The sequence below is a fragment of the Neomegalonema sp. genome (assembly GCF_028688855.1).
Taxonomy (GTDB): domain Bacteria; phylum Pseudomonadota; class Alphaproteobacteria; order Rhodobacterales; family Rhodobacteraceae; genus Neomegalonema.
In genome coordinates, this window is sequence record NZ_JAQTXI010000005.1 from 1 (window position 1) to 20044 (window position 20044).

Below are 20044 nucleotides of genomic sequence, written 5' to 3' on the forward strand. Positions count from 1 at the left end.
CGGGGACGACCTCGGCGGCGACGACCTCGGCGGGGATCTGGACGGCGGCGTCGAGGCCGTGGTGCGCGGCGGCGACGGGCTCGGGGACGATCTCGGCGGCGACGATCTCGGCGGGGATCTGGGCGGCGACGATCTCGGCGGAGATCTGGGCGGCGGCGACGACCTCGGCGGCGACGACCTCGGCGACGCGGGCGCGGGCGCGGGCGGCCAGCGGCGTTGAGCCTTCCGGAGGGCTTCGGCCCTCCCTGACGTCCGGTTTCGGGGCGACGTGGAGGAGCTTTCTCCGCGCCGCCCTTTTCTTTTGGGCCGGGATGCGCTATGAGGCGTCTTCAGAAACATTCCAAGAACGAATTTGAAGGACTCAGGGCGCGCATGGCCGAGAATCTCTTCGCCGATTCCGCCTCCGGGAGCTATTCGGCTCAGGACATCGAGGTGCTGGAGGGTCTGGAGCCCGTCCGCAAGCGGCCCGGCATGTATGTCGGGGGCACGGACGAAAGGGCCCTGCATCATCTGGCCGCCGAGGTGCTGGACAACGCCATGGACGAAGCCGTGGCGGGCCACGCCTCGCGGATCGAGGTGTCGCTCCGCGCCGACGGCTTCCTGACCATCCGCGACAATGGTCGCGGCATTCCGGTCGATCCTCATCCGAAATTCCCCGGCAAATCCGCGCTGGAGGTGATCCTCACCACGCTGCATTCGGGCGGCAAGTTCTCGAACAAGGCCTATCAGACGGCGGGCGGCCTGCATGGCGTGGGCAGTTCGGTGGTCAACGCGCTGTCGGAGCGGCTGGAGGTCGAGGTCGCCCGCGACCGCAAGCTCTATGGTCAGGATTTCGCGCGGGGCCTGCCGCTCGGGCCTCTGGTCGAGAAGGGCGCGGCGCCCAATCGTCGGGGCACGACGGTGACCTTCCGCCCCGATCCCGAGATCTTCGGGGCGCGGGCGGGGTTCAGGCCGTCCCGGCTGTTCAAGATGGCGCGGGCGAAGGCCTATCTGCATCGGGGGGTCGAGATCCGCTGGGCCTGCGCGCCGGAGCTCCTGCAGGAAGGCGACGCCACGCCCTCCGAAACGACGCTGCATTTTCCGGGCGGCCTCGAAGAATTCCTGCGCGCCGAACTGGGCGATCAGCAGCCGGTGGAAGGCGCGATCTTCTCGGGCAAGGCGGCCTTCAGCGAGAAGTTTGGCCCCGAGGCGGTGGGCTCGGTGGAGTGGGCGCTCGCCTGGACCGAGGACGGCGAAGGCTTCGTGCAGAGCTTCTGCAACGCCATCCCGACGCCGCTCGGCGGCACTCATGAGGCGGGGTTCCGCGCGGCGATCCTGAAGGGCCTGCGGGCTCATGGCGAACTCACCAGCAACCGCAAGGCGGCCCAGATCACGCCCGAAGACGTCTTCGTGGGCGCGGGAGCGGTGATGTCGGCCTTCATCCGCGATCCGGAGTTCCAGGGCCAGACCAAGGAGAAGCTGTCGAGCGCCGAGGCGACGCGCTTCATCGAGGGCGCGATGCGCGATCCCTTCGACCATTGGCTGGCGGCGGATCCGCGTCGGGCGGGGGCGCTGCTGGAGCTGTTCATCTCGCGCGCCGAGGAGCGCCTGAAGCGTCGCGCCGAGAAGGACGTGGCCCGCAAGAGCGCCACGAAGCGCCTGCGTCTGCCGGGCAAGCTGGCCGATTGCGCCGACGCCTCCAAGGCGGGCTCGGAGATCTTCATCGTGGAGGGCGATTCGGCGGGCGGCTCGGCCAAGCAGGCCCGCGACCGCAAGACCCAGGCGATCCTTCCGCTCAAGGGCAAGATCCTGAACGTGGCCAGCGCCAGCCTGGAGAAGCTCGCGCAGAATCAGGAGCTTCAGGATCTGATGCAGGCTCTGGGGGTGGCTCTGGGCCGGAATTACCGCGACGAGGATCTGCGCTACGAGCGCGTGATCATCATGACCGACGCCGATGTGGACGGCGCCCATATCGCTTCGCTGCTGCTGACCTTCTTCTTCACCCAGACGCCGAAGATGATCGAGGCCGGGAAGCTCTATCTGGCGGCGCCGCCGCTCTATCGCCTGACCCAGGGGGGGAAGTCGGTCTACGCCCGCGACGACGCCCATCGCGAGAAGGTCATGGCGAGCGTCTTCCGCAACAAGGGCAAGGTGGAGGTCAGCCGCTTCAAGGGCCTCGGCGAGATGACCCCGCGCCAGCTCAAGGAGACCACCATGGATCCCGAGCTTCGCCAGCTGATCCGCGTGCGCCTCGCCGACGAGGAGCCGGGCGAAACCTCGGATCTGGTCGAGCGGCTGATGGGCAAACGCCCCGAGATGCGCTTCGAATTCCTGCGCGAAAACGCCGCCTTCGCCGAAGCCGACATCTGAACGACGCGGAGGAGCGGCTTACAGAAGCCGCTCCAGATAGCGCACGGTCTTGCCGCGATCCTCCAGCCGGGCGCTGCCGACCTCGCGGAAGCCGAGCGCCGCATGGAAGGCGTCCGAAGCGGGATTGGGCGGATCGGAGTTCACTTCGCAGACGACGCGCTTCAGCCCCGCCTCTTTCGCGCTTGCGAAAAGCTCGGCGTAAAGCCGTCGCGCCAGGCCGCCGCCGCGCGCCCGCTCCGAGACGATCACCCGATCCACATAGGCGAAATCTCCGGCGGCGTCCGGGCCGCGCGCCCGGAACCAGAGGAAATTCGGGCTGTCGTAATCCGCCGCGGCGTCCAGCGCGATCAGCAGGGCCTCGGGCGCGCCCTCGGGCCCGACGGCGCGGGCGAGGAAGGCCTCGCCGAGCAGCCGGACGAAGGCTTCGGGGCTCATCGAGGAGGTTTCGCGGGCGTGCGCCTCGTTCAAGGCGTGAAGCCCCGCCAGATCCTGCGCGAGGATCGGGCGGGGCTGACGTCTTTCAGGGATTTCAGTCACTTCAGACGGCGGGCGTTGGCGCTGGCCTTGCGGGCGATGGGCTTGAGCGCCGCGCTGGCGATCTGGGGGGCGCCCTTGCCGTTCACCGCCGCGAGGGCGGCGCTCTGGGCGGCGTGAGCGAAGGCCACGGGCTTCTCCATGGTCATGCGCACGGCTTCGCTGGGGAGCATCTTGCCCTCGGCCATCATCATGGTGCGGCGCCAGATGACGAATCCCGCGTTCTGGGCCATGGTCTGCGCGGCGGTCGCGAAGGTCCACCAGGCCTGAAAGGCGCGGAACTGGGCCGAAGGGTCGAAAAACCAGTCTTGACGACTCATGACGTCCACTCCGGATGCATGGGTTATGTTGCAGTGCAATATAAACGGGGAAGGGGGCGAAAACAAGGCCGCGCGCCGAAGCTTCCGCTCCGCGGAGGAAGGCGAAAGGACGCGGCCGCCGGGAGGTCTCCGGCGGCCGCAAATTCAGGACTGGTCGGCGAAGGCCGCAGGCGAAGCCGTTCCGGCCGCGCCCGACGACGCCCTCACACCGAGTAGGAGGTCACGAACTCGATCGGGTGAGGCGTGGTCTCGTAGGCGAGGACCTCGTCCCACTTGATCTCGGCGTAGGACTCGATCTGGTCCTTGGTGAAGACGTTGCCCTTGAGCAGGAACTCGTGGTCCTCCTCGACCGCCAGCAGAGCCTCGCGCAGCGAGCCGCAGACGGTCGGGATGCCCTTCAGCTCCTCCGGCGGCAGGTCGTAGAGGTTCTTGTCCATGGCCTCGCCGGGATTGATCTTGTTCAGGATGCCGTCCATGCCGGCCATGAAGATCGCGGTGTAGGCGAGGTAGGGATTGGCGGTGGGATCCGGGAAGCGGATCTCGACGCGCTTGGCCTTGGGGTTCGAGGTGTAGGGAATGCGGCAGCTGGCCGAGCGGTTGCGGGCCGAATAGGCCAGCAGCACCGGCGCCTCGTAGCCCGGGACCAGGCGCTTGTAGCTGTTGGTCGAGGGGTTGGTGAAGGCGTTCAGGGCCTTGGCGTGCTTGAGGATGCCGCCGATGAAGAACAGGCAGGTGTCGGAGAGGTCGGCGTAGCGGTTGCCGGCGAAGACCGGCTTGCCCGCCTTCCAGATCGACTGGTGGACGTGCATGCCCGAACCGTTGTCGCCCTTGATGGGCTTGGGCATGAAGGTCGCGGAGAGGCCGTAGGCCTGGGCGACGTTGTGGATCACGTATTTGTAGGTCTGCATCAGGTCGCCGCACTGCGAGAGCGGCGAATACTTGAAGCCCAGCTCATGCTGGTTGGTGGCGACCTCGTGGTGGTGCTTCTCGACGGGCACGCCCATCTTCTTCATGGTCGAGAGCATCTCGCTGCGGAAATCCTGCCCGGAATCGAGCGGGTTGACCGGGAAGTAGCCGCCCTTGGGGCCCGGACGATGCGCGAGGTTGCCGCCCTCGATCTCCTTCCAGGTGTTGGCGGGCGACTCGGGGCCCTCGATCTCGTAGGCGACGCGGTGCGAGGAGACGTCGTAGCGCACGTCGTTGAAGATGAAGAATTCGGCTTCCGGGCCGCAATAGATGGTGTCGCCGACGCCCGTCTGCTTCAGATAGGCCTCGGCCTTCTTGGCGGTGCCGCGCGGATCGCGGGAATAGGGCTCGCCGGTGCCGGGCTCGAGGATGTCGCAGATGATGTTGACGGTCTTCTGCGCGTAGAAGGGATCGACGGCGGCGGTGGAGGCGTCGGGCGCCATCACCATGTCGGATTCGTTGATCGCCTTCCAGCCCGCGATGGAGGAGCCGTCGAACATGATGCCTTCGGTGAGCAGCTCTTCGGTGACCTCGGAGATGTCATAGGTGATGTGCTGCCACTTGCCGCGCGGATCGGTGAAGCGGAAATCGACATATTCCGCGTTTTCCGCGGCGATGAGGTCGAGAACGGATTTGGCGTCGCTCATGGCTCGTCCTTATGGGATCTGGAAGGCTCGAAACGAAAACGGAGGGGCGGGGAGGAGAGGTCAGACGGCGTCGGGGCCGTCCTCGCCGGTGCGGATGCGGATCACCTGCTCGACGGGCGTGACGAAGATCTTGCCGTCGCCGATCTTGCCGGTCTTGGCGGCCTTGACGATGGCCTCCACGGCCTGATCGAGCAGATCGTCGTTGACGACGACCTCCACCTTGATCTTGGGCAGGAAGTCCACGACGTATTCGGCGCCGCGGTAAAGTTCGGTGTGGCCTCTCTGGCGTCCGAATCCCTTGGCCTCCAGCACCGTCAAGCCTTGCACCCCGATCTCCTGAAGGGCTTCCTTCACGTCGTCGAGCTTGAAGGGTTTGATGACGGCTTCGATCTTCTTCATGTAAGGGTCCTCGGCTTTCGTCTCGGGCCGCCGCGCCGGAAGGGCGCGCGCCGCCAGGACTTAGCAAATGCGGCGCCATTCCAGTTTCTCCTGAAGATTCAAGGAGGAATGGAGTAAACTCCGGCGAAGGGGCGCATTTTCAGGCTTTGCGGCGCCCAAAATTCAGGCGACAAGCCCAAATTTTAAGCTCTCGTGAAGCTTTCGTCGCCGCGCCGTCGCCGACTTCGCTGCGGGAGCGGGCCCGCCGCCGCCGCCCGGAGCCCCGGACCCGGGCGGCGGCGGGGGAGGGCGGGAGGCGCTTTTTTGTGATGCGCGCCCTTTCGCCTGTGCTATAGAGGCCCCGATCCGGCTGGGTTTTCCCGGCGGGGTCGCACGGTTTTGCGGGCGTGGTGAAACTGGCAGACACGCAGGATTTAGGTTCCTGTGCTGAAAGGCGTGTGGGTTCAACTCCCTCCGTCCGCACCAAATCTCGACCGCCGCGCGACAAAGACACGCACCCGGCGCGCCTCCGGCCGCCCACGACAGGACGACGACGAACATGCAGGTGACGGAGACCAAATCCGAAGGTCTGAGGCGCGAATACGCCGTGGTGATCGGCGCGGCGGAGATCGACGCGAAGGTCGTCGACAAGCTTCAGGGCAACCGCGAAGCCTTCGCCATGAAGGGATTCCGCAAGGGCAAGGCGCCCCTCGCGGTGATGCGCAAGATGTTCGGCAAATCGCTGCTCGGCGAGACCGTGCAGGAGCTGGTGGACGGCGCCGTCAAGGATCTGGTCGCGCGCCATGAAATGCGCCCGGCCATGCAGCCGGACGTGCGCATCACCACCGCCAACTTCCAGGAAGGCGACGACCTGAAGCTGGAGGTGGCCATGGAGCTGCTGCCCGAGATCCCCGAGGTCGATTACGCCGCCGTGGAGCTCGAGCGCCTCGTGGTCGAGGCCCCCGAGTCCGAAGTGGACGAGGCCCTGAACAAGATCGCCGAATCCAGCGCGACCTACGCCCCCCGCGAGGAAGGCGCCCTTTCCGAGACGAAGGACCAGCTCTCCATCGACTTCCTCGGGAAGATCGACGGCGAGGCCTTCGAAGGCGGCAAGGCCGAAGACTTCCCGCTGGTGCTGGGCTCCGGCCAGTTCATCCCCGGCTTCGAGGACCAGCTCCTCGGCAGGAAGGCCGGCGAGGAAGTCGCGGTGAAGGTGACCTTCCCCGAGAATTACGGCGCCCAGAACCTCGCGGGCAAGGAAGCCGTCTTCGACGTGGTCGTGAAGGAGGTCCGCGCCCCCGGCAAGGCCGAGCTGAACGACGATCTCGCCAAGAAGTTCGGCGCCGCCGACCTCGCCGAGCTGCGCTCCCGCGTGGCCGAGCGCGTCAAGGCCGAATACGACGCCGCCTCGCGCGCCCATGTGAAGCGCCGCCTGCTCGACGCCCTGGACGAGAAGGTCTCCTTCGACCTGCCCCCGACCATGGTGCGCGTCGAGGCCGACTCCATCGCCCATCAGCTCTGGCACGAAGAGCACCCCGAGGAGCACGGCCACAACCACGGCTCCATCGAGCCGACCGACGAGCATAAGAAGATCGCCGAACGCCGCGTGCGCCTCGGGCTGCTTCTGGCGCAGGTCGGCACCGTGAACCAGATCGCGGTGAGCGAGCAGGAGCTGAACCAGGCCATCTTCCAGCAGGCCCGCCAGTATCCCGGCCAGGAACGCGAGTTCTTCCAGTGGGTGCGCGGCAACCAGAACGCCCTGAACCAGGTCCAGGCCCCGATCTTCGAGGACAAGGTCGTGGACTTCATCCTCGGCAAGGCGAAGATCGCCGACAAGACGGTCTCCAAGGAAGAGCTGGAGAAGGCCCTCGCCGAACTCGAGGAAGCCGAGCTCTGACCCTATGCGCCGGGCGGGGCCCTCTTGGCCTCGCCCGGGCTTTGCGCGTAAGCTCCGCATGTTTGATCCGCGAAGCTCGGGAGCCCCCTGCCAAAAGCGGATCCGGCGCCTATATCTACGACGGGATCGCGACGCCTTCCCTGACGCCCCTAATCGCGAGCGAACATGAGAGATCCGATCGAGACCTTCACGAACACCCTCGTTCCCATGGTGGTCGAGCAGACCAGCCGCGGCGAGCGGGCCTTCGACATCTACTCCCGTCTTCTGAAGGAGCGCATCATCTTCCTCGCCGGCCCGGTGCATGACGGCATGGCCACTCTGGCCGTGGCGCAGCTCATGTTCCTGGAGTCGGAGAATCCGAAGAAGGAGATCTCGCTCTACATCAACAGCCCCGGCGGAATCGTGACCTCGGGCCTGTCCATCTACGACACGATGCAATACATCCGCTGCCCCGTGGCGACGCTCTGCGTCGGACAGGCGGCCTCGATGGGCTCGCTCCTGCTGACGGCGGGCGAGAAGGGCATGCGCTATTCCCTGCCGAACAGCCGGATCATGGTCCATCAGCCTTCGGGCGGCTTCAACGGCCAGGTCAGCGACATCCAGATCCACGCCCGCGAGGCCCTTGAACTGCGCGAGCGGCTGAACAAGATCTACGTGAAGCACACGGGCCAGGACCTCGAAGCCGTCGAGGCCGCCATGGAGCGCGACAACTTCATGACGCCCGAACAGGCCAAGGCCTGGGGGCTGATCGACCAGATCTTCGAGAAGCGCCCGGAAGCGCCGACCGCCAGCGCCTGATTCCGGGATTGAATCGCGCGTCGGCGGGGCTTACCGTCGACGCGCGCCCGGGCATGGCGCGGGAATTGCTCGGGAAAGCCCGGAGCCGGGCTTTTGCGGGAGGCTCCGCAGCGTCGCCCCTCGATTGCGGGCGGCGCGCGAGCGAGAGGATGAGGCGAGTTCCGCCGGGAGGATGCGATGACCACGAAACCGACGGGCGACTCCAAGGGCGCGCTCTATTGCTCTTTCTGCGGCAAGAGCCAGCATGAGGTGCGCAAGCTCATCGCGGGCCCCACGGTCTTCATCTGCGACGAATGCGTCGAACTCTGCATGGACATCATCCGCGAGGAGAACAAGACCTCGCTGGTGAAGCAGCGCGAGGGCGTGCCCACGCCCCAGGACATCGCGCAGGTGCTCGACGACTACGTCATCGGCCAGCGTCGCGCCAAGCGCGTGCTCGCGGTGGCGGTGCACAACCACTACAAGCGCCTCGCCAACGCCGCCAAGGCCGGCGACGTCGAGCTGGCGAAATCCAACATCCTGCTGATCGGCCCGACCGGCAGCGGCAAGACCCTGCTCGCGCAGACCCTCGCCCGCATCCTGGACGTGCCCTTCACCATGGCTGACGCCACCACCCTCACCGAGGCGGGCTATGTCGGCGAGGACGTCGAGAACATCATCCTGAAGCTGCTCCAGGCCGCCGACTACAATGTCGAGAAGGCCCAGCGCGGCATCGTCTACATCGACGAGATCGACAAGATCAGCCGCAAGTCGGACAATCCCTCGATCACCCGCGACGTCTCGGGCGAGGGCGTCCAGCAGGCGCTGCTGAAGATCATGGAGGGCACGGTGGCCAGCGTTCCGCCTCAGGGCGGCCGCAAGCATCCGCAGCAGGAGTTCCTGCAGGTGGACACCACCAACATCCTCTTCATCTGCGGCGGGGCCTTCGCGGGGCTGGAGCGGATCATCGCGCAGCGTCAGAAGGGCGCGGCCATCGGCTTCGGCGCCGACGTCCGGCCGCCCGACGACCGCCGCACGGGCGCCATCCTGCAGGATCTCGAATCCGAGGACCTTCTGAAATTCGGTCTCATTCCGGAATTCATCGGGCGTCTGCCGGTCACGGCGACGCTCGAGGATCTCGACGAGGACGCGCTGATCAAGATCCTCTCCGAGCCCAAGAACGCTCTGGTGAAGCAGTATCAGCGGCTCTTCGACATGGAGGGCGTGAAGCTCGCCTTCACCGAGGAGGCGCTGCGCGCCGTGGCCCGCAAGGCCATCGACCGCAAGACCGGCGCGCGCGGCCTGCGCTCGATCCTCGAGGACGTGCTGCTCGACACCATGTACGACGTGCCAGCCGCGCGGGGCCTGGAGAGCGTCACGGTCGGCGCCGAGGCCATCGAGGGCAAGGGCAAGCCGCTCATGAGCTACGCCAAGGACAAGGATACGGCCTCCGCCTCCTGAGGCGGCCGGAGGGTCCGGACCACCTGAAGAACATGAAAACGCCGGATGCGAATCCGGCGTTTTTTCCGTCTTCACGTCTCTGCGTCATGTCTTGAGGCGCGGGGGCGGAGAAGGAGTCCGGACGTGATCGCGCAAGTCTTGCTGGCCGGGGGGACGCTGGGCCTTCTGGTCGTCTTCAGCTTTCGTTGCGCCCGGTTCGGTTCCGGAACGCGGAGGCGCCTCTTCTGGCTCGCCTTCTGCCTGGTGCTGGCTCTGGGGCTGGCGCAGAGCGACGCGGCGCTGGTTCTGGCGCTTCTTCCCGGCCCTTTCGCCTTTCTGATCGGCAGGATCGACGCCCGCGGATGGCTGAGCCGCGCCGGGCGCCTGCTCCTCTGCGGACTGGTCGGCGGCGCAGGGAGCGCCCTGCTGATCTCCGCCTCTCCGCGCTTCGGGCTGTCGGAGGCCCTCTTCGCCGGCTGTCTCGGGGCGGGGACGGTCTGGTTCGTGGCCTGGCTTGTGAAGACCCGGGTCGGCCCAGGCTACATCTGACGCAGGAGACGCAACCTCTTCGTCAGTTTTCGGCGCTATGAGGGAACCCATGGAGGGCCGGAGGCTTCCGCCCCTTGCGCAGGGAGTCGTCTTGCATGGCCTATGGCAGCGGTTTGCCGCGCATCATGCCCAATCTCACGCATCATTGCCGCCCCGGCCTCGCGGAGGCCGCGGTGGCGCGTCATCCGGCTCCGGCCGTGGTGCTCGACATGGGCGCGGGCGGACGCAAGATCGCGCCGCATGTGGTGGCGGTGGATTTCGTCGCCCTTCCGGGCACCGACGTCGTGTCGGACGTCTGCGCCACGCCCTTCCCCGATGATCACGCCGACTGCATCGTCGCCACGGGGCTGATCGAGCATCTGGAGGACGACCTCGCCTTCCTGCGCGAGGCCCGGCGCATCCTCAGGCCGGGCGGCGAGATCCATGTGGAGATCCCCTTCCTCCAGCAATATCACGACGATCCCATCGACGTCCGCCGCTACACCGCCGACGGCCTCGCGCGGGTGATGCGCGCCCAGGGCTTCGAGCCTGTCGACAGCGGATTCCACATCGGGCCGGGCGTGGCCATCGCCACCCTCAACGCCTATTACTGGGGGACCGTCTTCGAGGGCGAGAGCCGCGCTGCGAAGATCCTGTCCAACGGCGCCTTCTTTCTGGCCTCCGTCATCGGCTGGCCCCTGACGCGGCTCGACCGCTGGCTGATGCGCAAGCGCTCGGCGCATCGTCTGGCCTTCGGAGTCTATTGCGTCGCCCGCAAGCCCCTCTCCTGAACGGAGAAAGGGCGCCGGACAACCTCCCGACGCCCCTCCCGGGCTTACAGCGTCACGACCGCGTGGCGCTTCTTGCCCGCCGAGAGCTTCAGCGGACCCGCAGCCAGATCCGCCGCGCCGATCAGGCGGGTGGGATCGCTGGCGGGCTGGTCGTTCACGCGGGCGCCGCCCTCCGAGAAGAGCCGCCGCGCCTCCTTGCCGGAGGAGGCCAACCCCGCCCTCTGGAAGAGCTGAACCAGAGAGACCCCCGCCGCCGCCTCTTCGGCGTTCAGCGTCACGGCAGGCAGATCCGCCCCCAGCTCGCCCGCCTCGAAGGTCGCCTGAGCGGTGGCCTTGGCGGCTTCGGCGGCCTCGCGGCCATGGGCCAAGGTGGTCGCCTCGTCGGCGAGGATCTTCTTGGCCTCGTTGATCTCCGAGCCCCCGAGCGCCCCGAGCCGCGCGATCTCGTCGAGGGGAAGCTCGGTGTAGAGCTTCAGGAAGCGCTCGACGTCGGCGTCCGGGATGTTGCGCCAGAACTGCCAGAATTCGTAGGGCGAGAGCATGTCGGCGTTGATCCAGACCGCCCCGCCGAGGCTCTTGCCCATCTTGCGGCCGTCCGACATGGTCAGCAGCGGCGAGATGAGCGCATAGAGATCCGGAGTCCCCATGCGCCGCCCGAGGTCCACGCCCGTGACGATGTTGCCCCACTGGTCGGAGCCCCCCATCTGGAGCCGCACGCCGTAACGGCGGTTGATCTCCACGAAGTCGTAGGACTGGAGCAGCATGTAGTTGAATTCGAGGAAGCTGAAGGCCTGCTCGCGCTCCAGCCGCAGCTTCACGCTGTCCATCGCCAGCATGCGGTTGATCGAGAAATGACGCCCGTAATCGCGCAGGAAGTCGAGGTAGTTGATCCTGTCGAGCCATTCGGCGTTGTCGATCATGAGCGCGTCGGTGGGGCCCTCGCCGAAGGTCAGGTATTTCACGAAGACCTTGCGGATGCCCGCCTTGTTCTCCTCGATCTTCTCGGGAGTGAGCAGGGGGCGGGCTTCGTCGCGGCCCGTGGGGTCGCCGACGCGCGTCGTGCCGCCGCCCATCAGCACGACGGGCTTGTGGCCGGTCTTCTGGAGCCAGCGCAGCATCATGATCTGCATCAGGCCGCCGACGTGAAGGCTGGTCGCCGTCGCGTCGAAGCCGATATAGCCCGGAACGATCTGAGACTTCAGCAGCGCGTCGAGGCCCTCGTAATCGCTGCAATCCTGAATGAAGCCGCGGGCTGAAAGCTCCGCCAGAAACTCGCTCTTGAACCGGGACATGATGAAAGTCCTTAGGGATGGTCGGGAACAGCGGCTTATAGCCCCCCCCTTCCGCCCCTTACAAGCTTCACGCGAGATCGAGCCGCCGCAGGATCTCGCGCAGGCCCGCTTCGGGGCTGGTCAGGGCGTCGGGCGCCTCCCGCGCCGCCGGCGCCATCGAGGCCTGAGCCAGCGCGATGGTCGCGAAGCCTTCGGCGCGGGCTCCGTCCAGAGCCTCGCGGATCGCCGCCTGATAGGCCTCCGCCTCGCCCGCCCTGAAGCGCGCCCAGGCGCCGGGGATCAGCCGCAGCGGCGGCGGCGTCGCGCCGCGTTCGGCGGCCGCCTCGCGCAGACGGCGCCCCGTGGACCACAGCGTCCCCGGCGACGAGCAGAGCGCCAGACCGGGGCCCGGCGCCGCCACGAGATCCCGAAGGAGAGCCGCCTCCGCCCCCTCCAGCGGAATCCGCAGCCGGGCCTGGGCGAAGGGGATGACGTCGCCCAGACTGGAGCAGGTGAGCAGAAGCGCCCCGCAGCCGGGCGCGAAGGCTCCGAGCGCCTGGGCGGTCTTCGCCGTGACGAGCAGACGCGCCGGTCCATCCTCGCCCGCGGCCTCGATCTCGGCGAGCAGATCGGGACGGATCATGTGCCGCAGGCTCCCCGGCGCCAGGCCGAGGCGTCCGGCGGCCTCCTCGAAGAGGGGCACGTTGCTGGCGGCGCTGTGCAGACAGCCGATGGCGATCAAGCGGGAGCCTCCCGGAGGCGCGAGGATGGAGCGGACAGGCTTCAGCTGCGGTCGACGTCGGCCAGTTCGCCCTCGATGATCACCGAGCCGGGGCCGAAGAGCCGGATCTGCTCGACCGCCCGCGCGGCGGCGTAGCATTCCTCGACATGCTTGTTGAGGATCCAGGTCATCACGCGATAGCTGATCGCGGCGGCGGCGGCCTGTCCGAGGACGGGCGCGAAGCGCGCCGCCTGCCGCACGCCGAGCGCGCGCGCCAGAAGCAGGGCGATCATCTTGCGCGTGACCGCCCGCGCGATGAAGCTGTTGGAGAAGCCCTTGATGGTGCCGTAGAGCGCGACGCGCTCGGCTTCCTCGAGCTGTTCGATCTGCTCGGGGGCGAGGCCGAACTCCCGCGAGATCTGCGGCAGGGCGTTCATGAGCATGGCCATGTCGGCGGCCACGTCCACGCCCGGCAGAGGCGCGGCGGCCAGAATCGCCGAGGTCGCGGCGCGCCGCCGGATCATGGCGCGGCATTCGTGGCGAATCGCTTCGATCTCTTCGACTCTGGGCATGCGCGGCGCTCCCTTTCAGGGCGTTCCGCGGCGCGGAGGTTCGCCCGCGGATGGAGTTCGGCTCGGATTTCGATATGGCTCCGGGCCGCTCCGCCTGCAAGAGCATGCGGATCTTTCTGAATATTCTGTAAATAAACCTCGCCTTGATTTCCGCTTTGCGCGATCCTGCGTATAAGGCTCTTGGCGAAAGCGGCGGGAGGATTTACTCTCGCTTGCGAGAAAGATCAGAAACTTCGCAGGGATTGTTGAACCGATCCCGCAGAAAGAGCCATCAAGCGAGGAGGGCGACTCAATGGGAAGGTTCCTCAAAGTCCTTGGCGTATGCCTGATGGCGGGAGCCTCCGCAGGCTGCGCCGCAGGGGTCAACGCCGATTGGGGCGGAAGGCTGGCGGGCGGCGGCCCTGGCGTCAGCGCGGGACTGGGCGGCCACATCAAGGTCGTGGACGTTCCTTATCAGGGCTCTCATGGATGGCGCGGCGGCCATGGCGGCGGACCCGTCTACAATCCCGCGCCTCTCTACTCCGGGCCGAGCTACTCCGCGCCGAGCTACTCCACGCCGGGCGTCAGCCTCGGGCCGATCGTGAGCGCGCCGCCGGTCTACAGCCCTGCGCCGAGCTACTCCGGGCCAAGCTACTCCACGCCGAGCGTCAGCCTCGGGCCGGTCTACGCCCCGAGCCCGAGCTATCTGCCCTCCAGCTATCCGACCACGAGCTACGCGCCGCCTCTGGTGGCGCCTCCGCCCTACGCGCAGGTGGTCCGGCCGCCGCCGGAGGTGCGGTACGAGCCCCCCGAGATCCAGGTGATCAAGCCGCCGCCCATCGTGAAATACGCGCCGCCCGACGTCCAGGTGATCAAGCCGCCGCCGGTGGTGCAATATGCTCCGCCCGAGGTGCAGGTCATCAAGCCGCCGCCCATCGTCAAGCATGAGCCGCCCGACGTCCAGGTGGTCCAGGCGCCGCCCATCGTGAAATACGCGCCGCCCGAGGTGCAGGTGGTGAGGCCGCCGCCCATCGTGAAATACGCCCCGCCCGAGGTGAAGGTCGTCCAGGCGCCGCCGGTGGTGAAATACGTCCAGCCCGCGAGCGCGCCCTGCTGCGCGCCTCCGCCTCCTCCGCTCTGCTGCGCGCCGCCTCCGCCGCCGACCCCCCTCTGCTGCGACAGGCCCGCTTGGGGCGGAGGCTATGGCGGACAGCCCTGGGCGCCGCGCCGTCCGACGGAATGGCTCGACTGACGCGAGCCGCCCCAGGCGGAACGCCGGAAACCATGAAAGACGCCGCCGGAGGCTTCTCCGGCGGCGTTTCGCTTTGGGGGCGGCTCAGGGGCCCGGCCTGGCGACTCGCGCGCAGGAGGGCCTGAAGAGAGGCCGTCAGGCTTTCGGGAAGGGGCTCTGGCGGCGTCCCTCACTCGCCTTCGGCGGCGAGGAAGCGTTCGGCCTCCAGAGCGGCCATGCAGCCCATGCCCGCCGAAGTCACGGCCTGACGATAGACGTGGTCCGTGACGTCGCCCGCCGCGAAGACGCCCGGAACCGAGGTTGCGGTGGAGAAGGGCTTGACCACCACATAGCCGCCCAGATGGGTTTCGAGCTGCCCCTCGACGAGCTGCGAGGCGGGGGCGTGGCCGATGGCGACGAAGGCGCCCTGCACGGCGATTTCGCGCGTCTCTCCGGTCTTCGCGTGGCGGAGCTCCAGTCCGGTCACGCCCTGTTCGCCGGGCTCGCCGAGGATCCCGGCGACTTCATGATCCCAGATCACCTCGACCCTGGGGTTCTTGAACAGGCGGTCCTGCATGATCTTTTCGGCGCGCAGGGAATCGCGGCGATGGATGAGCGTCACCTTCCGGGCGAAGCGGGTCAGGAAGAGCGCCTCCTCGACGGCGGTGTTGCCGCCGCCGATCACCGCGACCTCCTTGTCGCGGAAGAAGAAGCCGTCGCAGGTGGCGCAGGCCGAGACTCCGAAGCCCTTGAGTTTCTCCTCGGAGGGCAGGCCCAGCCAGCGCGCCTGGGCGCCCGTCGCGAGGATCACCGTCTCGGCGCGATAGACCGCGCCGGAATCGCAGACCGCCGCGAAGGGGCGCTGCGAGAGATCCAGCGAGGTGACCACGTCGTATTCGATCTTCGCGCCCATTTCGGCGGCGTGGGCGGACATGCGCTCCATGAGGGCGGGGCCTTCGACGCGGGCGTCTCCGGGCCAGTTCTCGACGTCGCTGGTGATGGTGAGCTGTCCGCCCGGCTGCATCCCGGCGATCAGCACCGGCTCCAGCATGGCGCGGGCGGCGTAGACGGCGGCGGTGTAGCCGGCCGGACCCGATCCGACGATCAGGGTTTTCACGGCGATGGGCGAGGACATGGAGATTTCCCGATCAAGGCGCGCTCCGGGCTTGCGGCTCCGGGAGGGCGCGGGACGTCAAGGCGAGGATGTCGCCTGATCATATATGGGGGGCGCGGCGGCGCTCAAGCGGGAAGCGCGGCGGCCTCCTGCGGCGCGGGGAGATGGTGGGCGGTGAGGGGATCGAACCCCCGACCCTCTCGGTGTAAGCGAGACGCTCTTCCGCTGAGCTAACCGCCCTCCTGAGCCCCTCCGATCCGGGCGGATCATCCGTGAGGGCTCCCTGTCCTGATCGGCCTGTCCTGATCGGCCGCGCGGCCTGCGCGGCCGCCGCGCCAGGGGCGCAGCCGAGGCCTTCCCGCATCAGCCGGGAGGCTTGCGCTCCTGAAGCGGCGCGTCGGTCCGCGCGGGCGCTCCGCCCGCAACGAAGCCGCCGCAGAGGGCTCTGCGGCGGCCTCTGGCCGCGTCGGCGCGGGTCTCAGGCGTTGAGCGAATCCTTGAGGCTCTTGCCGGGCTTGAAGCGGGCCTGTTTCGAGGCCTTGATCTCGATGGTCTCGCCCGTGGAGGGATTGCGGCCCGAACTGGCGGCCCGCTCGGCGACGACGAAGGAGCCGAAGCCCAGCAAGCGGACTTCCTCTCCCTTCTGGAGCGCCTCGGAGATGAGGGCGAGGGTCGCGTCCAGGACCTCGGCGGCTTGCGCGTTCGTGACGCCGGCGCGCTCGGCGACTCCGGCGACGAGTTCTTTCTTGTTCACGCTTTCAGGCCTCTTGCTGATGCAAACGACGAATATGGTAACGAATCGAGCTTGAAGGTCAAAGCAAAAGCGGCCCCGAAGGGCCGCTTCACGTCTTTTGAGCGAGGTTCAGGCGTTGAAGTTGCGCGGAGCGCCGCCTTCCTCGCCGCCGGAGCGGCCATAGGAGGCGCGTTCGGCGGCTTCCTGATCGGCTTCGCTCCATTCGATGGGCTCGGGGTGGCGCACGAGCGCCGCATCGAGAACCTGCGTCATGGTGGAGACCGGGATGATGGTCATCCCTTCCTTCACGTTGGCGGGGATCTCGATGAGATCCTTTTCATTCTCCTTGGGGATGAGGACGGTCTTGATCCCGCCCCGCAGCGCCGCGAGGAGCTTCTCCTTGAGTCCGCCGATGGCCAGCACGTTGCCGCGCAGCGTGACTTCGCCGGTCATCGCCACGTCCTTGCGGACGGGCACGCCCGTCAGCACCGAGACGATGGCCGTGGTCATGCCGACGCCCGCCGAAGGGCCGTCCTTGGGGGTCGCGCCCTCGGGCACGTGGACGTGGATGTCCACCTTCTCGAAGAGCGGCGGCCGGATGCCGTATTTGGGCGCCTGAGCCCGCACGTAGCTGGCGGCGGCCTCGATCGACTCCTTCATGACCTCGCCGAGCTTGCCGGTGGTCTTCATGCGGCCCCGGCCGGGCAGACGCAGGGCCTCGATGGAGAGCAGTTCGCCGCCCACCTCGGTCCAGGCCAGCCCCGTGACCACGCCCACCTGATCCTCCTGCTCGGCGACGCCGTAGCGGAAGCGCGCCGGGCCCAGCAGCGTCTCGAGATCCTTCGGCTCGACCTTCACCTCCTTGAGCTTCTCGCGGAGGATGCGGGTCACGGCCTTGCGGCAGAGCCGCGCCATCTCGCGCTCGAGGTTGCGCACGCCCGATTCCCGGGTGTAGAGCCGGATCACGTCGCGCAGGGCTTCGTCCGAAAGATGGAACTCCTTCGGCTTCAGGCCGTTGGCCTCGATCTGCTTGGGCAGCAGGTGCTTGCGGGCGATCTCGACCTTCTCGTCCTCGGTGTAGCCCGAGAGCGAGATCACCTCCATGCGGTCCAGCAGGGGCCGGGGCATGTTGTAGGTGTTGGCCGTGGTCACGAACATCACGTTCGAGAGGTCGTAATCGACCTCGAGGTAATGGTCGTTGAAGGTCGAGTTCTGCTCCGGATCCAGCACCTCGAGCATGGCCGAGGCGGGATCTCCGCGGAAGTCCTGGCCCATCTTGTCGATCTCGTCGAGCAGGATGAGCGGATTGCTGGTCTTGGCCTTGCGCAGGGCCTGGATGATCTTGCCCGGCATGGAGCCGATGTAGGTGCGCCGATGGCCGCGGATCTCGGCCTCGTCGCGCACGCCGCCCAGCGAGATGCGGATGAACTCGCGGTTCGTCGCCTTGGCCAGCGACTTGCCCAGCGAGGTCTTGCCCACGCCCGGAGGACCGACGAGGCAGAGGATCGGCCCCTTCAGCTTGGTCTTGCGCTGCTGCACGGCCAGATATTCGAGGATGCGCTCCTTGACCTTCTCCAGCCCGTGATGATCGGCGTCGAGGATCTTCTCCGCGGCGTCGAGGTCCTTCTTGACCTTGGAGTTCTTGCTCCACGGAATCCCGAGCAGCCAGTCGAGGTAGTTGCGCACCACGGTGGCTTCGGCGGCCATGGGCGGCATCTGGCGGAGCTTCTTGACCTCGGCGAGCGCCTTCTCGCGGGCCTCCCTGGAGAGGGCCGTGGCTTCGATGCGCTTTTCGAATTCGCCCGCTTCGTCGCGGCCGTCCTCGCCCTCGCCGAGCTCGCGCTGGATCGCCTTCATCTGCTCGTTGAGGTAATACTCGCGCTGGGTCTTCTCCATCTGCCGCTTGACGCGCGACTTGATCTTCTTGTCCATCTGCAGGACGCCGATCTCGTTGGCCATCAGACCATAGATGCGCTCCATGCGCTCCGAGACCACGAGGGTCTCGAGCAGGGACTGCTTCTCGGAGATCTTGACCAGCAGATGCGCCGCCACCGCGTCGGAGAGCCGACCCGGATCCTCGATCTGGAGGATTCCGGCCGCCGCCTCCTGAGGGATGTTGCGGTTCAGCTTGGCGTATTTGTCGAATTCCTCGGCGAGCGTGCGCGTGAAGGCGGCCGCGGCCTCGGGATCGCCGACGCTCTCTTCGAGCGTCTCGACTTCGGCTTCGTAGAAGGCTTCGTTCTCGACGAAGCGGCGGATGCGCGCGCGGCTCCGGCCTTCGACCAGCACCTTGACGGTGCCGTCGGGCAGCTTCAGGAGCTGGAGCACGGAGGCGATCACGCCGGTCTGATAGATGTCTTCGGGCGTGGGATCGTCGTTGCCCGCCTCGCGCTGGGTGGCGAGCAGGATCTGGCGATTGTCGCGCATGACGCTTTCAAGCGCCCGCACCGACTTCTCGCGCCCGACGTAGAGCGGCGCCGCCATGTGCGGAAAGACCACGATGTCGCGAAGAGGCAGGACGGGATGACGGGAGACCGTCGGAGATGAGCTGTCGGTCATGTCTTTTCCTGATGGGCGAACCGGCGTGGCCCCAGGATTGGCGGCCGCAGCGGCTCCCGCGATGCGATGTCGTCATAAATGGCTTGGCCCGAGGGGATTTTCAAGCGGGCAGGGGAAGCCCCCCGCAAGAAGCCTCCGGCGGCCCGGGAAGGGCGTCCAGGCCCCGGCGCGGCCCTCCCTAGAGGCTGGCGACGATGCTGGCGGCGCTTCCGGCGTGTCCGGCGATTCCGGCGCGCGGCAGGATCCTGTCAATCTTTTCGGGAGAGGATTCCGCAGGGGATCTTCAGGCGGGGGTCTTCAGGGGGATCTTCGGGCGAAAACCGGCTCCGGAAGTCATGAACGATGTTCATGATCCTTGAGTCCGGCGCGCGGATCGCCTATATCTGCGGAAATGCGCGGAGGATGCGCTCCTTCCGTAGGCGTCGTGGGGTGAGGAGCTTGCAGATGAAACGCTCGAAGGCCGTGCATCTTCTGTATCTGGGGATCGCCGCGACGGCGCTTCAGGGCTGCGGCGAGGACGAACGCCCCAGAGGCTACGTCGAGGCGCCGACCGTCCAGACGGTGGCCACGGGCGAAGGCGCCTATTTCTCCATGCAGGAATGTCTGACGCGCTTCGATCAGGCGCTCTGCGACGAATCCGCCGCCGAGGCCCGCGCCGAACACGCGCAGAACGCGCCGAAATTCTCCAGTCAGGAATCCTGCGAGGCCTTCTCCGGCCCCGGCATGTGCGAGGCCGCGCCCCAGACGGCCGGCGCCTCTTCGGGCGGCTCCTCCTTCATGCCGATGCTGATGGGCTTCATGGTGGGCCGCGCCATCGGCAACATGAGCAACTCCGGGCGCGGCTATTACGCGGGGCCTCCGGCGGGCTGCGACCGCTACGGCGCGCAGCCCCGTCTGAACGGCGCGAATTGCGCGCCTCCTGCGCGCAGCGGCGGCGGCGCGGGCGGCGCCCATGTGGGCTCGGTCTTCTCGACGAGCCGCGCGGGCCGCGACGCGCCCTTCTCCGGAGCGGCGGCCATGACGGCGGCCAGGGCGCCGGTGGGGGCCGTGGCCGATTCCCGCGTGATCGGCTCCACTCCGGCGACGGTGCGCGCTCCGGCCACCACGCGGGTCGTCTCGACGCCCGCCGCCCGACCCGCCGGGACCAGCACCACGCGCGGCGGCTTCGGCTCCACGGGCCAGAGCCGGGGATGGTTCTCCGGCTCCTGAGGCCCGCCGCTCCGAGACGTTTCCCCCA

At 67.5% G+C, this 20044-nt stretch carries 19 protein-coding genes and 2 tRNA genes; 10 read left to right on the plus strand and 11 right to left on the minus strand.

The features are described from left to right. A partial coding sequence (locus tag PHN62_RS04830) for a hypothetical protein (RefSeq protein WP_300147103.1) occupies positions 1-220 on the plus strand: 220 nt, incomplete at its 5' end. A 152-nt stretch (positions 221-372) separates the two neighbouring features. Beyond that, positions 373-2349, plus strand: coding sequence for a DNA topoisomerase IV subunit B (gene parE / locus PHN62_RS04835; RefSeq protein WP_300147105.1), 1977 nt, complete (start codon positions 373-375; stop codon positions 2347-2349). Between the two features lie 18 nt (positions 2350-2367). On the opposite strand, the gene PHN62_RS04840 is transcribed toward parE, so the two are convergent. The 4 genes from PHN62_RS04840 to PHN62_RS04855 form a co-directional block, all read right to left on the minus strand. After that, complete coding sequence (locus PHN62_RS04840) at positions 2368-2886, minus strand: GNAT family N-acetyltransferase (protein WP_300147108.1); 519 nt, start codon at positions 2884-2886, stop codon at positions 2368-2370. Continuing rightward, on the minus strand, positions 2883-3203 hold the full coding sequence (locus PHN62_RS04845) for an antifreeze protein (RefSeq protein ID WP_300147111.1): 321 nt from the start codon (positions 3201-3203) through the stop codon (positions 2883-2885). Before PHN62_RS04845 ends, PHN62_RS04840 begins: the two co-directional genes overlap by 4 nt. A gap of 203 nt (positions 3204-3406) precedes the next feature. Then, positions 3407-4816 carry a type I glutamate--ammonia ligase gene (gene glnA / locus PHN62_RS04850; protein WP_300147113.1) on the minus strand — a complete coding sequence of 470 codons (1410 nt, stop codon included), beginning with the start codon at positions 4814-4816 and terminating at the stop codon, positions 3407-3409. A 60-nt stretch (positions 4817-4876) separates the two neighbouring features. After that, a complete protein-coding gene (locus PHN62_RS04855; RefSeq protein WP_300147115.1) occupies positions 4877-5215 on the minus strand; it encodes a P-II family nitrogen regulator in 339 nt (112 codons plus the stop codon). A gap of 380 nt (positions 5216-5595) precedes the next feature. Here PHN62_RS04855 and PHN62_RS04860 point away from each other — a divergent pair. The 6 genes from PHN62_RS04860 to PHN62_RS04885 all read left to right on the plus strand — a co-directional run bounded on the left by PHN62_RS04860 (position 5596) and on the right by PHN62_RS04885 (position 10627). Continuing rightward, positions 5596-5680: transfer RNA gene (locus PHN62_RS04860), tRNA-Leu, on the plus strand. A gap of 73 nt (positions 5681-5753) precedes the next feature. Further along, positions 5754-7091 carry a trigger factor gene (gene tig / locus PHN62_RS04865; protein WP_300147118.1) on the plus strand — a complete coding sequence of 446 codons (1338 nt, stop codon included), beginning with the start codon at positions 5754-5756 and terminating at the stop codon, positions 7089-7091. Positions 7092-7256: 165 nt separating this feature from the next. Continuing rightward, entirely contained in the window at positions 7257-7889 is a 633-nt protein-coding gene (locus PHN62_RS04870) for an ATP-dependent Clp protease proteolytic subunit (protein ID WP_300147121.1), read from the plus strand. Between the two features lie 177 nt (positions 7890-8066). Beyond that, entirely contained in the window at positions 8067-9329 is a 1263-nt protein-coding gene (gene clpX / locus PHN62_RS04875; RefSeq protein ID WP_300147125.1) for an ATP-dependent Clp protease ATP-binding subunit ClpX, read from the plus strand. Between the two features lie 123 nt (positions 9330-9452). After that, entirely contained in the window at positions 9453-9857 is a 405-nt protein-coding gene (locus tag PHN62_RS04880; protein WP_300147128.1) for a hypothetical protein, read from the plus strand. Positions 9858-9952: 95 nt separating this feature from the next. Continuing rightward, the gene (locus PHN62_RS04885; RefSeq protein WP_300147131.1) at positions 9953-10627 is read left to right on the plus strand and encodes a class I SAM-dependent methyltransferase; all 675 of its coding nucleotides are present in this window, start codon (positions 9953-9955) and stop codon (positions 10625-10627) included. A 44-nt stretch (positions 10628-10671) separates the two neighbouring features. Here PHN62_RS04885 and tyrS read toward each other — a convergent pair whose 3' ends face one another. From tyrS to PHN62_RS04900, 3 genes are all read right to left on the minus strand, one after another. Continuing rightward, positions 10672-11919, minus strand: coding sequence for a tyrosine--tRNA ligase (tyrS, locus tag PHN62_RS04890; protein WP_300147134.1), 1248 nt, complete (start codon positions 11917-11919; stop codon positions 10672-10674). Between the two features lie 67 nt (positions 11920-11986). Further along, complete coding sequence (locus PHN62_RS04895; RefSeq protein ID WP_300147136.1) at positions 11987-12640, minus strand: hypothetical protein; 654 nt, start codon at positions 12638-12640, stop codon at positions 11987-11989. A 41-nt stretch (positions 12641-12681) separates the two neighbouring features. Then, positions 12682-13191, minus strand: coding sequence for a hypothetical protein (locus PHN62_RS04900; protein ID WP_300147138.1), 510 nt, complete (start codon positions 13189-13191; stop codon positions 12682-12684). Between the two features lie 328 nt (positions 13192-13519). On the opposite strand from PHN62_RS04900, the gene PHN62_RS04905 reads away from it, so the two are divergent. Next, positions 13520-14422 (plus strand): hypothetical protein, encoded by a 903-nt coding sequence (locus tag PHN62_RS04905; RefSeq protein ID WP_300147141.1) that lies wholly within the window; start codon positions 13520-13522, stop codon positions 14420-14422. Between the two features lie 169 nt (positions 14423-14591). On the opposite strand, the gene trxB is transcribed toward PHN62_RS04905, so the two are convergent. The 4 genes from trxB to lon form a co-directional block, all read right to left on the minus strand. Beyond that, positions 14592-15536: a thioredoxin-disulfide reductase gene (gene trxB, locus PHN62_RS04910; RefSeq protein WP_300147144.1), complete on the minus strand. Its 945-nt coding sequence runs from the start codon at positions 15534-15536 to the stop codon at positions 14592-14594. Positions 15537-15680: 144 nt separating this feature from the next. After that, positions 15681-15755 (minus strand) — tRNA-Val (locus tag PHN62_RS04915). A 238-nt stretch (positions 15756-15993) separates the two neighbouring features. Continuing rightward, positions 15994-16269 (minus strand): HU family DNA-binding protein, encoded by a 276-nt coding sequence (locus PHN62_RS04920; RefSeq protein WP_300147146.1) that lies wholly within the window; start codon positions 16267-16269, stop codon positions 15994-15996. Between the two features lie 108 nt (positions 16270-16377). Beyond that, the gene (gene lon, locus PHN62_RS04925) at positions 16378-18807 is read right to left on the minus strand and encodes an endopeptidase La (RefSeq protein ID WP_300147148.1); all 2430 of its coding nucleotides are present in this window, start codon (positions 18805-18807) and stop codon (positions 16378-16380) included. A gap of 444 nt (positions 18808-19251) precedes the next feature. Here lon and PHN62_RS04930 point away from each other — a divergent pair, with 444 nt between their 5' ends. Beyond that, positions 19252-20016, plus strand: coding sequence for a DUF1190 domain-containing protein (locus PHN62_RS04930; protein ID WP_300147150.1), 765 nt, complete (start codon positions 19252-19254; stop codon positions 20014-20016). Positions 20017-20044: the final 28 nt, after the last annotated feature.